13 protein-coding genes are annotated in these 14,863 nt (G+C 54.0%); 7 read left to right on the plus strand and 6 right to left on the minus strand.

The features are described 5' to 3' along the window. Positions 1-149: 149 nt before the first annotated feature. Entirely contained in the window at positions 150-560 is a 411-nt protein-coding gene (locus AACY82_RS04105) for a hypothetical protein (RefSeq protein WP_339615491.1), read from the minus strand. Positions 561-702: 142 nt separating this feature from the next. Between AACY82_RS04105 and AACY82_RS04110 the strand changes: the two genes are divergently transcribed. Further along, on the plus strand, positions 703-1,146 hold the full coding sequence (locus AACY82_RS04110) for a universal stress protein (RefSeq protein WP_339615492.1): 444 nt from the start codon (positions 703-705) through the stop codon (positions 1,144-1,146). 44 nt (positions 1,147-1,190) lie between these two features. On the opposite strand, the gene AACY82_RS04115 is transcribed toward AACY82_RS04110, so the two are convergent. Continuing rightward, a complete protein-coding gene (locus AACY82_RS04115; RefSeq protein ID WP_339615493.1) occupies positions 1,191-3,140 on the minus strand; it encodes an ATP-binding cassette domain-containing protein in 1,950 nt (649 codons plus the stop codon). A 343-nt stretch (positions 3,141-3,483) separates the two neighbouring features. Here AACY82_RS04115 and AACY82_RS04120 point away from each other — a divergent pair, with 343 nt between their 5' ends. Both AACY82_RS04120 and AACY82_RS04125 read left to right on the plus strand, forming a co-directional pair. Next, the gene (locus AACY82_RS04120) at positions 3,484-5,484 is read left to right on the plus strand and encodes a transglycosylase SLT domain-containing protein (RefSeq protein ID WP_339615494.1); all 2,001 of its coding nucleotides are present in this window, start codon (positions 3,484-3,486) and stop codon (positions 5,482-5,484) included. A gap of 179 nt (positions 5,485-5,663) precedes the next feature. Next, the gene (locus tag AACY82_RS04125; RefSeq protein WP_339615495.1) at positions 5,664-6,896 is read left to right on the plus strand and encodes an HDOD domain-containing protein; all 1,233 of its coding nucleotides are present in this window, start codon (positions 5,664-5,666) and stop codon (positions 6,894-6,896) included. A gap of 37 nt (positions 6,897-6,933) precedes the next feature. Here AACY82_RS04125 and AACY82_RS04130 read toward each other — a convergent pair whose 3' ends face one another. The 3 genes from AACY82_RS04130 to AACY82_RS04140 form a co-directional block, all read right to left on the minus strand. After that, positions 6,934-7,179 carry a glutaredoxin family protein gene (locus AACY82_RS04130; RefSeq protein WP_339615496.1) on the minus strand — a complete coding sequence of 82 codons (246 nt, stop codon included), beginning with the start codon at positions 7,177-7,179 and terminating at the stop codon, positions 6,934-6,936. 32 nt (positions 7,180-7,211) lie between these two features. After that, entirely contained in the window at positions 7,212-8,078 is an 867-nt protein-coding gene (locus AACY82_RS04135) for an FHA domain-containing protein (RefSeq protein WP_339615497.1), read from the minus strand. Positions 8,079-8,140: 62 nt separating this feature from the next. After that, positions 8,141-9,892, minus strand: coding sequence for a bifunctional diguanylate cyclase/phosphodiesterase (locus AACY82_RS04140; protein WP_339615498.1), 1,752 nt, complete (start codon positions 9,890-9,892; stop codon positions 8,141-8,143). Between the two features lie 212 nt (positions 9,893-10,104). On the opposite strand from AACY82_RS04140, the gene cmoA reads away from it, so the two are divergent. Both cmoA and cmoB read left to right on the plus strand, forming a co-directional pair. Continuing rightward, positions 10,105-10,839 (plus strand): carboxy-S-adenosyl-L-methionine synthase CmoA, encoded by a 735-nt coding sequence (cmoA, locus tag AACY82_RS04145; protein ID WP_339615499.1) that lies wholly within the window; start codon positions 10,105-10,107, stop codon positions 10,837-10,839. Beyond that, positions 10,836-11,807 carry a tRNA 5-methoxyuridine(34)/uridine 5-oxyacetic acid(34) synthase CmoB gene (cmoB, locus tag AACY82_RS04150; protein WP_339615500.1) on the plus strand — a complete coding sequence of 324 codons (972 nt, stop codon included), beginning with the start codon at positions 10,836-10,838 and terminating at the stop codon, positions 11,805-11,807. Before cmoA ends, cmoB begins: the two co-directional genes overlap by 4 nt. 34 nt (positions 11,808-11,841) lie before the next feature. On the opposite strand, the gene AACY82_RS04155 is transcribed toward cmoB, so the two are convergent. Continuing rightward, positions 11,842-12,375, minus strand: coding sequence for a flavodoxin (locus AACY82_RS04155; protein WP_339615501.1), 534 nt, complete (start codon positions 12,373-12,375; stop codon positions 11,842-11,844). A 310-nt stretch (positions 12,376-12,685) separates the two neighbouring features. Here AACY82_RS04155 and AACY82_RS04160 point away from each other — a divergent pair, with 310 nt between their 5' ends. Together AACY82_RS04160 and AACY82_RS04165 are read left to right on the plus strand one after the other, a co-directional pair. Next, on the plus strand, positions 12,686-13,411 hold the full coding sequence (locus tag AACY82_RS04160) for a response regulator transcription factor (RefSeq protein ID WP_339615502.1): 726 nt from the start codon (positions 12,686-12,688) through the stop codon (positions 13,409-13,411). Beyond that, positions 13,408-14,817, plus strand: a complete 1,410-nt coding sequence (locus AACY82_RS04165; protein ID WP_339615503.1) for an ATP-binding protein — start codon at positions 13,408-13,410, stop codon at positions 14,815-14,817. Before AACY82_RS04160 ends, AACY82_RS04165 begins: the two co-directional genes overlap by 4 nt. The last annotated feature ends 46 nt before the right edge of the window (positions 14,818-14,863 follow it).

Genomic DNA, 14,863 nt, shown 5'->3' on the forward strand with positions numbered 1-14,863 from the left:
ACCGCGAACAAACCACGAAAAAAATTTGAAATTTTTACCCGCTACAGCCTTTATTTGGATTGACATCAAGCTAAGTCGCAATGTCTTGCCCACAGCTGGCGCGTACAACGAGCCTAAAAAGAGGGCATCTTGTAACCGAGGGTATATCGCTAGCCGGCAAGATAGTGCAGACACTTCAGCAACTGATCAACCTCTTGCTCGCCGCCCGTTTCCCCCCAAAAAATATCTAACTGGCGCCCCGTCGCACGCAAGCCAATAACACCTTTAGGCAGCATCTCCAGTACACCTTCGATATGGCGCTGAAGCGGCTCTGGAGGCTTTTGCCCAACAAACAGCCACCAGCTGGCCAAATGACTCTCGTGAGCGTAACGCGCTCGCATTAACGTCCAGCGCGTGGCTTGCGGTGTATCGCTCACCAGAGAATATACTGGCATTGCCCCCGGCGCCTGCGCATCGGTGGGCAGTTGCGGCGGCGGCAAAATACGAACGGACAACCCCTTGCGCTGCGCGTAACCTCGCAGCTGCTCGCGCCGACGTTGGCCGCGATTTGGCTGTATCATTGCAACCGGCCCAACAACCATCGCGACAACAAGCACGATTATAATAATGGCGTAGATATTCATAGTATTACCCGCTGGCGAAATCTGGAGAAATCATCCATGCTTAAGACATTAGACACAAGTAGCACGTAAGGAGCCTTGTATGAGTTCATACCAACATATATTGGTGGGCCTTGACCTTACCCGTGAGTGCCCCGATGTTTTGCATAAAGCGGCTATTTTGGCCCACGCGTGTGGCGCTAAACTAACGGTTGCGCACGTCATTGAGCCGCTGACCTTTGCCTATGGCGGCGATATGCCAATCGACTTATCAGAAGTACAAGATCAGCTGCAAATTAAAGCCGAGCAAGAGCTGCTGCGTCTTATTAAGAATGTCGACTGCACAATCGAGCAAGAACACGTTTTGGTGGGACAGCCGGCAACCGAGTTGCACCATTTAGCCAAACAAATCAACGCCGACTTAATCGCCGTAGGCAGCCACGGCCGAAAAGGCTTTGCGTTACTGCTCGGCTCTACCTCCAACAGCGTGCTACACGGCGCCAGCTGCGATGTGCTGGCCATCCGCGTCGAGCGCAAAGAGGACTAAGCACCTTGCAAAGCCCCAGCGCCTAAACGTTAGCGTAGGCGCGCTTAACCACCCATGTCTTCAAGCTCTGCCCAACGCTCAAAGCAATCATCCAATTGCTTTTGTACCTCGGCTACTTGGCGCAAATGCTCATCCACTTGCTCGGCCGGTAAACTGTAAAAATCGGGCTCTGCCATTTGCAATTGCAACTGTTCAATGTGCGCTTCGAGCTTTTCAATTTTCTCGGGCAATGCATCAAACTCCCGTTGCAACTTGTAAGAGAGCTTTTTAGCTGGCGGAGATTTCGCTGGACTAGCACTTGCTGGCGCTGGCGCCGAGCTACTTTGCGCCGCGGGCTGCGCAGTGCCACCACCAGCAGCCGCGCCAGGCTCTACCCACTTGCCACCTTGTCGCAACCAGTCATCGTAACCGCCAATGTATTCGCGAACCTGACCGTGCCCCTCAAGTGCAAAAACACTACTCACCAAGTTGTTTAAAAAGGCCCGGTCGTGACTCACCAACAGCACCGTGCCATCAAACTGACCAAGCACCTCTTCTAACAACTCCAGCGTCTCTACATCAAGATCGTTAGTGGGCTCATCGAGCACTAGGATATTTGCGCTTTTGCTAAACAGCTTGGCCAGCAATACACGGTTGCGCTCCCCGCCTGACAACGCCCGCACAGGGGTTCGGGCGCGCTCACCGGAAAATAAAAAGTCGCTTAAATAAGAGATAACATGCTTCGATTTGCCGTTAATTTCGATACTGTCACGACCCTCCGAGACATTATCGACAGCACTTTTGTTTAAATCGAGCTGATCGCGCAACTGGTCAAAATAAGCCACACTTAAATTAGTGCCAAGCTTTACTGACCCGGCATCCGGGGTTAACTCACCCAGCACCAATTTTAGCAGCGTACTCTTGCCTGCGCCGTTGGGGCCAACCAAACCGATGCGGTCGCCACGGATAATCCGCGTAGAAAAGCGATCAATAATTGTGCGGCCGCCGTAGGCAAAACTTACGTCTTTCAGCTCGGCAACTAACTTGCCCGACAGCCCCGCCTTGCCTAAATCAAAGCTCGCATTGCCCTGTTGCACGCGACGCTGTCGACGCTCATCGCGCATATCTTTTAAGGCTCTAACACGCCCTTCGTTACGGGTACGGCGCGCTTTAATTCCCTGACGAATCCATACTTCTTCTTGCGCTAATTTTTTATCAAACAGTTCGTTATGGCGCGCCTCTTCGGCTAACGCCCGCTCGCGGTACTCTAAAAAACTTTGATAGTTGCCCGACCAAGTGCGGAGGTGTCCGCGATCAAGCTCAGCAATATGGGTCGCCACCGAGCGCAGCAAAGCACGATCGTGGGTGATAAAAATAAGCGCACCAGTATAGGCGATAAGCGCTTTTTCCAGCCATTCAATAGCCGCGATATCCAGATGGTTAGTCGGCTCGTCCATTAACAAAATATCGGGCTCTACCACTAACGCTTGCGCCAGGGCCACTCGGCGGCGCCAGCCACCAGACAGCGACGCCATAGGTGCACTGCCGGTCAGCTCGAGGCGCGTGAGGATTGCATCAACTTTTTGCTGTAAAGCCCAGCCATCGCGTGCCTCGAGCTGTCCCTGAATGCGGGTCAATTCCTCAACCCAAGCATCGGAGGCGGCCGCATCAGCACCCTCGGCGAGCTGCCCAGCCCCTTCTGTCAATTGGTAGTAACGGGCCAGTAACTGCCCGACACCGGGCAACCCCTCGGCCACCACATCAAATACAGTGCGGCCGTCTGCTTCAGGCAGTTCTTGCTCTAAGCGCGCCACCCGCACACCGCGATCCACCGTGACACTGCCGCCGTCGAGTGTGACCTCGCCGGTCAGCACCTTCAAAAAGCTGGATTTCCCCGCGCCATTGCGGCCAATTAAGCACCAACGCTGACCTCTTTCGACGACAAAATCCACTTTGTCGAGCAAGATCTGTAAACCATAATTTAACTGGGCGCCATCTACTGTCAGCAGTGCCATAGTCGTTCTATCACCTGTGTGGTTAGTGCACGTCGCTCATTCCGACTTATAGCCAAAAAACAAACTCTTACCGATTGCAGTTAAGGTAGGGAATAAGGACAGAAATAGTTGCAATTGAGATCAAAAAAGTGGCAGCATGATACCTGTAAATACCGCTGGCAGACAGGGTTCTGTCGGCAAAAACATCATAATAATGAACGATCTAGTACCAATAGAATCCACTTTGGGGGGATCGTAAGCGACGCGATGGCTTCAACCTGCGCCGCTGGGCAGCGGACGCTGCCATCACCCTCACCACAGGACGGTAGCAATCGCAGCGATTTAACGTTTTAGAGGTACCGCTATGCGGTTTTTGCGATCTGGCTTTACTCGATACACCGGCACACTTAACACTGGCCGTCTTGCCGGAGCTTTTGCTCTGGGGATGTTGCTCGGCTGCGGTTATGCCAATGCGGCCCCTGCCAGCATTGCCGCGCCTCCGTCTATTGCCGACAAAACCGAGCAACGCAAACTTTATAATCAAGCGCAAAACGCCATTCGCAGCGGCCGCTATACCGAATACCGCGAATTACTGGCAGAGCTTGAGCACTACCCGCTCAAGCCTTATCTAGAATACAACTATATTAGCCGTCGCCTGTCGCGTCTGCCCGCCGAAGATATTGCGGCATTTCAACGCGATTACCCGGGCTCTTATTTGGCGGACAAGCTCAATCGTCGCTGGGTCGAGAAGCTTGCCTTACAAGGTAAATGGGCCGATGTCGTTGATCAGTACCAGGCCGACAACGCCACCACCGAGTTAACCTGCTACTACTTGCGCGGCCGTATCACAGAGGGCGATAAAACCGCCTATAGCGACGTCGCTGAGGTGTGGAATGTAGGCCACTCACAGCCAAAGGCCTGCGATCCGCTATTTGCCAACTGGATGAAGCAAGGGGGCATGACCGACGCAATCGCCTGGCAGCGATTTGTCAAAGCGATGGATTCGCGTCATCGTTCGCTTGCGCGCTACGTAACCAAACTGATGTCGCCCGACACTAAAGCGCTTGCCGAGCTTTATGACGAAGTGGACCGCAACCCTCGGGCACTGAACGATATGGCGCGCTTTGGCAAACAAAGCGCAGATATGCAGCAAATTATTCTGCATGGCCTGCAGCGCTTATCGCTGCGCGATGCCGAGCTGGCCAACGAGCTCTGGCATCGCTACGACGCTCAGCAGCTGTTTGCCGATAACGCCCGCCTAGAAACCCAGCGTTACATCGCTGTACGGCTTTTGCGGCAAGGTCACACTGCCGAGACCGAGGCGCTGATAAAGGCCACCCCGGCGCTTAACTCAGAAGACTTAGTCGAGTGGTTAGTGCGCGACGCACTGCGCAACCTAGATTGGCATCGGGTAAACAAGTGGATCGCCATGTTGCCACCCAAGGCGCGCGCCTCCGAGCGCTGGCGCTATTGGCAAGCTCGCGCGCTAGAGAACACTGGTGGCGCATCCGAGCAAATTACCACGCTTTATCAGCTGGTCTCGCAAACCCGTAGCTTTTACGGTTTTTTATCCGCTGACCGCCTAAAAGTACCCTACGAGCTGGTAGACAAACCCGCCACAGTAGACGCCGTTACCCGCGACCAGGTTGCAACAATAGGTGGCGTACAGCGTGCCCGCGAGCTGTTTATTCTGGGCAAAGCCCTGGATGCGCGGCGCGAGTGGTACCACACTACCCGCAAACTCGACGAGCCGCAGATTATCGCCGCCGGCAAACTGGCCGAAAGCTGGGGCTGGCACCGTAACGGCATTCAGGCGATGATCCAAATACGCTATTGGGACGACTTGGAGCTGCGCTTCCCGCTGGCCTATCAAGAGCACGTCAACACCACTGCCAAAGACTTGTCGGTAGCACCGCACCTGCTTTTTGCCATCGCCCGCCAAGAGAGCGCCTTTACCGCCGATGCCCGCTCCTCGGCTGGTGCGCTGGGCCTAATGCAGCTGCTGCCCTCGACCGCCAAACAAACAGCGCATCGCTCCGGCATGAGCTTTTCCACCTATGACCTGCTGGAACCGGCCACCAATATCGCCTTGGGTGGGCGCTATTTAAACCAACTACTCGATCAGTTTGACGGCAATCGTATTCTCGCGGCGGCGGCGTACAATGCCGGCCCTAACCGCGTAAAGCAGTGGTTAAGTAAGAGCAAAAGCGCGAGCCTACCTTACGATGTCTGGATCGAGACCATCCCCTATCGTGAGACCCGCGGATACGTGCAAAACGTGCTGTCTTACTCGGTCATTTACGGCTACCGACTGGGCGAAGCAAAGCCTTTTATTACCGCGAGCGAAGCGGGAAGCTCCCTGTAGCAACGCCGTACCCGGCCGCATATTTGCGAGCGGCCGGGTTTATTCCTCTTAAAACGCAAATTCATCTGCCAGCCAGCAGAAAATTGCCCTACAATAACAATTATCAGGCTTATACCTTTGAGTGAACTTATTATCAATATAATAGGGCCCACTGCCCCTAAGGCTACACGGTAGTTTTCATGCCCCAAGAATTTCCGCTGCTGGCACGGCAACCAATTTTTAATCGCGCTATGGAAGTCGTAGCCTACGAGCTGCTCTATCGTGCCGATCACCAAAACCGTGCCCAATTTACCGACGGCAATTCTGCGAGTACCCAGGTATTACTCAATACATTTGCCGAGCTGTCCATCGAAAAAGTGGTGGGCAAGCAACGCGCTTTTATTAACTTTACCGCGGCATTAATGGCAACACGCTACCCATTTGACACGTCACAGTTGGTGATTGAGGTCTTGGAGAGTGAAGTAATTAACGCCAACTTACTCCACCGCCTAAAACAGTTGCGCGAAGATGGCTTTGCCATTGCCCTAGATGACTTTGTGCTAACCGAACAAAGCGCCTCTCTGATCCCCTACGCCGACATCATCAAGCTTGACGTGCTGGCCTTAAGCGAACAAGCGCTCATTGCGCACATTAAATATTTAAAGCCTTTGGGCGTGCAGCTTATCGCGGAAAAAATTGAAACCTTTGAAATGCTGGAACACTGCCGCGCACTGGGCTGTGATATGTTTCAGGGGTACTTTCTGGAAAAGCCTCAAGTCATTAAGGGTCAGCGTTTAAACGAGAGCAAGCAGGCGGTATTGCAGTTACTGGCACGGCTTAACGATCCAAATGCTGCCTTTGAAGATATTGAAGTCATCATTGCCCGCGACCCGGTGCTTAGCTACAAACTGCTGCGATTGGTTAACTCGGCCGCGTTTGCCTTACCGCGCACCATAGAGTCGCTGCGCCAAGCACTAACTCTGCTGGGACTTAAAATTATCCGCAATTGGATCGGTTTGCTAGCCATGGCGAAACTTGGCGACAAACCGGCAGAGCTTTCGGTAAAAGCGCTTACCCGCGCTAAACTGTGCGAATTAATTGCCAGCCAAACCCGGCCGAGTACTCAGTGCGATACTTTTTTTACCGTAGGTTTATTATCAACGCTCGGGGCTTTTATGGACGCCCCGCTACCGAAAGTACTAGAAGACATCCAGCTAAGCACAGCATTGCGTGATGCGCTGTTGGAGCATAGCGGAATTGAGGGGCAAGTACTGGAAACCGTTATTCACTACGAGCACGGCGACTGGAACAAAATTGACTGGGATTTTTTGGTGTCCCAGCAACTGGACCCGCACACATTGTCGGCCCTGTATTTACAAACGCTAGCCTGGGTAGACGACACCATGGCCGCACTGCAATCAGAAATGGCGTAGCTTTAGCTGATACGTTTTAGTTAATACCCACGCCGGCTTACACCTGCTCCAAACGCCGCAACCAACCTCTGAGTTCGGCCGCATCAAACGGCCAATTTAACTCACTGCCACAGGCCGAGCGCAACACCGGGATCCGCAAGCCGTAGCGTTCGATAAGGGCGTCATCCATAGCGATATCCACCTTATTGAGCTGCACCGAATCGCCCAGCTCCGCCAATAGCGCGCAGGCATCGTCACACAGATGACACCCGCTGGTGGTTAATAAAACAATACGTTGCGTCATAAACGTTGTCGGCTTGGCACAGCTAAAGCCCGCTACCCCCGCGTCAAATACAGTGCCGCCACCACAATCGCCGTCAGTGCCGCCAGCACTAACAAGCCGGCTGCCCCATAGCGGGGTTTACTCTCGGGCTCGACCACATCCTGCACCGGGGTAGATACCGCAGCCGCGCGCTCTGGTCGCGCTCTGGGCTTGCCCGTATTAAGCGCAGGCTTACCCGGCTGGCGCACCGTGGTTTGCGACATATCATCGGCTGGGCCAATTACCCCAAAGCTCAGAGTATCAAATCGCAATTCGTCACCACGCTTCACCCGTGCTTCGGTTACTTGCCGGCCATTGACAAAAGTGCCATTGGCAGAGCCCAGGTCTTTTACATACAAAACGCCCTCGACCACACTTAACTCGGCGTGCCGGCGGGATAAATGCGCCGCAGCAAGCGAGATATCACACTCACTGGAACGCCCCACCACATTAGTAGGACGCAGTGGGAACACCCGGTTTTGCAGCGCAGAGTGGTTGGCCTTAAGCGCCCACCCCGTTGACTTTGGCACTCGAGGATTCGTGGTGCCAGGGCTTGTTGCCGGCGCAGTTGGCGCCGCTGCGACCGAGTCAGCGGTTTTGGGGTCAATCACTTCAAGCTCAATACCGGCCAGTGCAATAACATCGCTCGGCAGCAACCGATGAGAGGACTTTACGGCCTTGCCGTTTAACAACACGTCACTATCGGGAACCAGATTGACCAGCTCGAGCTGCTCGTGATTAACATTAATTTTGAGATGTTGATCGGCGACATTGGGAGCACTAACCACCAGCTGATTGCTTTTATCCCGACCTATTCCAACACTGGGCTCAACGAGCCAGACCGCACTGTATTTTTTATTTTTAAAGCGGATTTTCAGCATTCGTCAGATCCTTTTGTCTGCCAATATAAGGATCTTGATAATGCTACACAGACAGAAAGTTTTCAAGCGGCGCCATTGTCAGCCAGTGCTGCAGGAGCGCGCCGACGCGACACAAACAACTGCGACCCGCCCAACTCCTTCGCGCGATGCTTGGCGTCGGCCAGCAACATGGCCACATGGTGATGGGTCATATTGGCGCTTGAATCCGGATGAACACAGCCAATCGCCAAGGTTAACGGCCCAAAGCGACGGCGGCGACCTTCACGATCAGGGCTCCAATAATCACGCTGGTCCGCTGGCAAACTTTGCGCAACAGCGGCCGAAAAACGCTCCAATATATTGCCACAACGGGCTTGCCAATCTTGGCTTTGCAGCACTACGACAAAATCATCGCCGCCCACGTGACCGACAAAATCACACTCTGGATCGACCAGCTCGCACAACAACTGCCCCAGCATGATGATCACATCATCACCACACCGGTAGCCAAACGCATCATTAAAGGGTTTAAAGTGGTTAATGTCGCAGTAAGCAACGATAAAATCCGAGCGCTGACACAACAGCTGATCAATCCACTCGTACAGCGGCACGTTGCCCGGCAAGCCCGTTAGCGGATTGGAGTGTCGCGCCGCGCGCAGCTTTTCATCGGCAATACTACGCAATAGACGCCGCACTTTAGCCACGCCCACATAGCGCCCTTGATCGTGCACCAAAATATCGACACTTAAATTTTGTGCCGGATCTTCGGTGACTAATCGTCCCGCGGCGTGCAACTCTGCATCGATGCTCATTATTAGCGTACGGGGACTGATAAAATCCGCTACTGGCTTATTGGCGTGTAGCTCGTAGGAGTAGCGCCATGAAAAAGTGTTAAGCAGCTCTGAGCGGCTGATCATCCCCACCGGCGCACCGGCATCGCTCACCACCGGCAAACAAGTAATACGTACATCCGAGCGCAATTTATTGACCACATCCCCGGCCGAGAGGGTTGGGCTAATCGTCTCTTCGTATACCGTCACCTCGCGCAGAGTCTGACGAAACGGATCGTGAGAGCGAGGCACCGCGCGGCCAATTTGAATGTGCGCTGGCACCACGAGAGATGGCTGCGCATTAGGCCGCGCCAAATAATAACCCTGCATATACTCGACCCCCAACGCCGCCAACGTGGTAAATTCCTGCTCGGTCTCAATGCCCTCGGCAATCACCTTGTTGCCTATTCGCTGAGCGATATCCAACATAAAGCGAACAAACTCACGCTTGACCGCGCTGCGCTCTATTCCCGTAATAAAATGGCGGTCAATCTTTACGTAATCGGGGTTAATTTCACTCCAAATCCGCAGCCCGGCGTAACCTGCCCCTAAATCATCAATGGCCACAGCAAAACCTTGACGCTGAAAGTGTTCACAGGCATCGCGCAAAATATCGCAATCGTCCATCGGCTGCTTTTCGGTCAGCTCAAACACCACTCGCTCGGGGCTTAAGTTCAGGCGCCGTAAAATAGCCAAAGTTACACCGTCACGGTAGTGACTATCGGTAAACGACAGCGGCGACATATTCAAAAATAACGTTCCCGGCAATTGCTGATCGACAAAGCTCTGACAGGCTACCTCGCGGCAGGCATACTCTAAACGCGCCAGCACCCCAAGCTCGGCGGCCACGCTAAACAATTTATCGGGGCGCTCCAACTCGCTGTTTTTGGGGCCCCGAGCTAGCGCCTCGTAACCGATGATACTGTGACTGATAATATTAATAATCGGCTGAAACACCACCGACAGCTGCTTGGCACTAATAATAGTGTGTAATAGCTCAGCCAACCGAGGCTGACACCCTGGCGGCAGAGAGGATCGATACGAAGTCAGTGGCGGATTTTGCATCCCGGCATTATCGGCACCTGAGGTGACAAATTTGTGACAGAGTAAACATCGGTAATTGAGCCCAGCGGCCGGGCAAGCTAGAATGCTCGCGCCGCATTTTTATCAGCACGTTAGCGGCACTATTGCCGCCACAACCCGAGACTGCTACGCCCATGACTGAGCCGAAAGATACGCTGTATGCCAACCCTCTGGCTCAGGTGGACAGCTTCAGCTTTGACCAGCAAGTGGTCGACGTTTTCCCCGACATGATCAAACGCTCGGTGCCAGGCTACCCCACCATCGTCAATATGATCGGCTCGCTGGCCGAGCGTTATGTAAGCGCTGACAGCAACTGCTACGACCTTGGCTGTTCACTGGGCGCGGCGACACTCGCCATGCGCCACCGGATTCAAAACGCAAACTGCCGGATTGTCGCGGTCGACAACTCGCCAGCCATGATCGCACGCGCGCGACAAGTGATAGCCGCCGACAGCCTAGACGATATCCCGGTGGCGTTTATCGAAGGTCGTATTCAGGATGTCGCCCTAGAAAACGCCTCAATGGCGGTACTGAACTTCACTTTGCAGTTTATCGATGTCACCGAACGGCCAGCGCTACTGAGCAATATTTGCCGAGGTCTCAACCCGGGCGGAGTACTGATCCTGTCAGAAAAGGTCGCCTTCCAAGACCCACCACACCAAGAGTTGATGACTCAGTTGCACCACAATTTTAAGCGCGCCAACGGCTACAGTGATCTTGAGATCGCTCAAAAACGCGCCTCTATTGAAAACGTTTTGATTCCTGAGTCGCTCAGTGTTCATCGTGAGCGCCTGCGCGCAGCGGGGTTTTCCAGCGTCGACGTCTGGTTTCAATGCCTTAATTTTGCCTCAATCATCGCCATCAAATGATCAATTTCGACGCCCTTTTAACCTTTATAAAAGCCCACGAGCGCCTTAATCCGTGGGCCGAAAGCCTGGAGCAGAATATTGCCCGCGGGCTTGACCCGCAACGCTTTGGCGATTTACCCGGCTGGCTCCATACACTCGCACAACTACCCACGATCAAGCCCGAGCAGGTAGTGCTGGACGAGTCAGTCAGCGTCAGCGGTAAGGCCGGTGAGCAGACGCTCGCCGAGGCCCGGGCGGGCTTGCGAGCGCTGATTCCTTGGCGCAAAGGCCCCTACTCCATCCACGGTATCGAGATTGACACTGAGTGGCGCTCGGACTGGAAGTGGCAGCGAATTCGCGACAAGATTGCGCCGCTTAAGCACCGGCTCGTACTGGACGTTGGTTGCGGCAACGGCTACCACGGCTGGCGCATGCTGGGCGATGGCGCCAACAGGGTTATCGGCATCGACCCCTCACCGCGCTTTGTGGTGCAGTTTCAGGCCATCAAACATTTTTTGGGCAAGCATTACCCTATCGACGTCCTACCTTTGGGGATTGAACATTTACCGGCGGAGCTAGGCGCTTTTGATACCACTTTTTCGATGGGCGTGTTTTATCACCGTCGCTCGCCGATGGATCATTTGCGCGAGTTGCGAGCGACTTTGCGCCCGGGCGGGCAACTGGTTTTAGAAACCTTGGTTATCGAAGGTAACGAGGGCGAAGTGTTAGTGCCCGAAGGGCGCTACGCGATGATGCGCAACGTGTGGTTTTTACCCAGCGTCCCCACAATGCTTAGCTGGATGCGTAAGTGTGGCCTGCGCAATCCACGAGTAGTCGACGCCTGCACTACCAGCCTAGAAGAGCAGCGCAGCACCGATTGGATGCACTTTCACTCGCTGGATAAATTTCTCGACCCCGACAACCCAGCGCTTACCGTTGAAGGCCACCCAGCCCCGCTACGCGCGGTATTTTTAGCCGAAGCGCCTTAACGAGAATTAGGCAAACCATGGCCGCCGAACGACGTTAGTCACCTAAAAAAAGAGGTGACTGCAAGCCAAACTCACGATGGATTTGCTCGCACCAGCGGTCGAGCCGCTCGGCGGTTAAATCTTCCTGTTGATCTTCATCGATAGCAAGCCCCACAAACTGACCATCGAGCTCCGCTTTCGATGCGTCATACTCGTAGCCATCCAGCGGCCAATAACCAATCCACGTCGGGTTATGCCGCGCTATTACCTCGTGCATCATTCCCATCGCATCAAGAAAGTAGTCGCCGTAACCGAATTGATCACCCAGGCCAAACAAAGCAATGGTTTTATCGCTAAAGTCGATATCGCCTAAATCGTCCCAAAATTCTTCCCAGTCGGACTGAATCTGACCAAAGTCCCACGTGGGAATCCCCAGAATAATGCGCTCGTACTGAGTAAACTCCAGTTGAGTCACATCAGCAATATCATAGACATCGACCACATCGGCGCCTAAACGCTTTTGAATACGCTGAGCAACCGCTTCGGTATTGCCCTCATCACTGCCAAAAAAAAGCCCTATAATGGCCACAAGAGTACCTTTAATTGCGTCGCCACTCAGCTGCGGAAGCGTTATAAATGCTCATTTACCGGTGTAAAATCGCACATTCGCTTTGCCCAATGCACAGCTCACTGCTACCTGAGCCGGCTGAGTAGTAACTTAATAACAAACACGACGGTGAAAAATCTGGCCGAATTTTCCCAGCTATTTCAAAGTGGTGCAAGCTTGCAATAGAGGTTAAGAAGGGTTAATAAGTAAGACTTAAACATGACAGCACCCGCTCACTGTTGCACACTTGCGGCGGCGCTCATGGCGCCAGACTAAACAGCATGAGGTCACAATGACAGATATCCTACTGATTGACGACGATAAAGAACTCTCGGAACTGCTCCAGGAATACCTCAGCTCAGAAGGCTTTAGCGTCTGCGCCGCCTATGATGGCGACCAAGCGCTAGAAATGGCTCGCGACAATCAGTACTCCGCCATGATTCTGGACGTTATGCTGCCTCGCCACAGCGGTTTTGACGTACTCAAAAAACTGCGCCAACAGCCCGACTTAGGCCAACAAAATACGCCGGTCATAATGCTGACTGCCAAAGGCGACACCATTGACCGCGTCATCGGACTGGAAATCGGCGCCGATGATTACCTACCCAAACCGTGCGACCCGCGCGAGCTGGTCGCCCGATTGCGCGCGGTGCTGCGGCGCACCGCCAACAGCGCTCAGACACTGCCAGAAACGAGCGATCTGGAGGTCGACAAACTTCTGCTGCAAATTGGCAGTCGTTCGGCCTTTTGGCAGGATACGCAACTGCCTTTAACCGGCACCGAATTTAGCGTTTTAGAGCTGCTGGTGCGTCAAGCGGGCCAAGTTATCAGCAAAGACGAACTAACCGAGCAAGCTCTGGGGCGTAAACTAACCCCGTACGATCGCAGCATCGACGTGCACGTCAGCAATATACGCAAAAAACTCTCAAGCGCCGGAGCCGGTAAAGATCAAATTATTAACGTCCGTGGCGCCGGCTATATGCTGACCCGCGCGAGTGAAGCACAGCAGCGCGGATGACTCGACTTTATCTACGGGTATTTCTCACCTTTTGGAGCATCACGGCGGTCATTATTGTCACCACTAATGTGATTGTTCACTGGCAGGGCGACAACCCAGACAACACCCTGCAACAGCTGCGCGGCGGCCAAGAGTACGAGCCCGCGCAACGGTTTCTGTTTCAAATGGCAGGCTCGATCGTCAATCGCAATTCGGCTCAGGTGCTGGCCGATATGCGCGCCATGCCAGAATGGAGCCGGCAATATTTTTATATCGTCGACGCTCACAACGAGGACTTACTCGGCCGCTCCTTGCCCGAAGGCGTGCAGTCGTTAATCCCCAAAATTAACCCCAGCCACCCGTTCAGCAAAATGGTTGATGGCGACAGCAAAACATGGGGACGGCACGTTACTCTTAACGACGGTAAAAGCCTTAAAGTATTTACCATTTCATCCGAGCAAGGCGCGAAATCCTCCGGCGACATTCTCTGGCAGCTGTTTATCAACAACATTTGGCCCCTGTTGCTCGCCTCGATTTTAGTCAGCGGTACCGCCTGTTTTTTTCTCGCCCGCCATTTTGCACACGGCCTTTCGACTCTACAAAAGGCGACCCGCAGTATCGCCAAGGGCGACTTAAGCGTTCGGATCAGTCAGCGCTTTAACAATCGCCGCGATGAAATCGCCTCGCTCGCCCACGACTTCGACCATATGACCGAGCGATTGCAAAAAGCCATGGCCGAGCAAAAGCGCTTGATTAAGGACGTCTCCCATGAGTTGCGCACGCCCTTGGCGCGCCTACAAGTCGCTCTGGCCCTTGCGCAACAGCGCAGCGCCGGTGAGGTTGACCGGGAACTGGCGCGCATTAAACAAGCGGCCGACTACCTCAATGATGTCATTACCGACATTCTGGCGCTGCCAGTGCTCGATGACGGCGGCTGGACTCTGGACGACACCACTGATGTAGTGGCGTTACTTAACGCGCTACACGATAGCTTGCAGCACGAAGCGAGTCGCGGCCGCGTAACGCTGCAACGGCAGATTCCGGTAGACGAGGCATTGCTCGCGACTCACGGTAATATGCTGTACGGCGTATTTGATAACGTAACTCGCAATGCCTTGCGCTATACGCCACCTGGCGGGGCTATCATCACCGAACTCACGGTGACCGATACTGAGTATCAGGTGCGCATTAAAGACACTGGGCCAGGCGTGCCAGAAGATCAGCTCACGGATATCTTTCAACCGTTTTACCGCACCGATCAAGCCCGTGATCGCGAGAGCGGAGGCTATGGCTTGGGCCTTGCCATCGCCCAGCGCACGGTCGCCCTACACAGCGGCCAGATCGAAGCCGAGAACCTCCCCGAGGGCGGTTTGTGCGTGACGATTCGGTTGCCTTACGAAAATGACGATAGCCAGTCATCCCCATAAATTCCCTCGCGTGCCGCCAGCGACAAACATTTGACTGGCGGCAAAA

The sequence above is a fragment of the uncultured Gilvimarinus sp. genome (assembly GCF_963972205.1).
In the GTDB taxonomy this organism is placed as follows: Bacteria; Pseudomonadota; Gammaproteobacteria; order Pseudomonadales; family Cellvibrionaceae; genus Gilvimarinus; species Gilvimarinus japonicus.

Excerpts from the sequence above, each read along its gene's own strand:
- AACY82_RS04160 (WP_339615502.1), top strand. The coding sequence starts at position 12,686 with ATGACAGATATCCTACTGATTGACGACGATAAAGAACTCTCGGAACTG.
- AACY82_RS04125 (WP_339615495.1), top strand. The coding sequence starts at position 5,664 with ATGCCCCAAGAATTTCCGCTGCTGGCACGGCAACCAATTTTTAATCGC.
- cmoB (WP_339615500.1), top strand. The coding sequence starts at position 10,836 with ATGATCAATTTCGACGCCCTTTTAACCTTTATAAAAGCCCACGAGCGC.
- AACY82_RS04130 (WP_339615496.1), bottom strand. The coding sequence starts at position 7,179 with ATGACGCAACGTATTGTTTTATTAACCACCAGCGGGTGTCATCTGTGT.
- AACY82_RS04135 (WP_339615497.1), bottom strand. The coding sequence starts at position 8,078 with ATGCTGAAAATCCGCTTTAAAAATAAAAAATACAGTGCGGTCTGGCTC.
- AACY82_RS04120 (WP_339615494.1), top strand. The coding sequence starts at position 3,484 with ATGCGGTTTTTGCGATCTGGCTTTACTCGATACACCGGCACACTTAAC.
- AACY82_RS04115 (WP_339615493.1), bottom strand. The coding sequence starts at position 3,140 with ATGGCACTGCTGACAGTAGATGGCGCCCAGTTAAATTATGGTTTACAG.
- cmoA (WP_339615499.1), top strand. The coding sequence starts at position 10,105 with ATGACTGAGCCGAAAGATACGCTGTATGCCAACCCTCTGGCTCAGGTG.
- AACY82_RS04105 (WP_339615491.1), bottom strand. The coding sequence starts at position 560 with ATGATACAGCCAAATCGCGGCCAACGTCGGCGCGAGCAGCTGCGAGGT.
- AACY82_RS04165 (WP_339615503.1), top strand. The coding sequence starts at position 13,408 with ATGACTCGACTTTATCTACGGGTATTTCTCACCTTTTGGAGCATCACG.
- AACY82_RS04110 (WP_339615492.1), top strand. The coding sequence starts at position 703 with ATGAGTTCATACCAACATATATTGGTGGGCCTTGACCTTACCCGTGAG.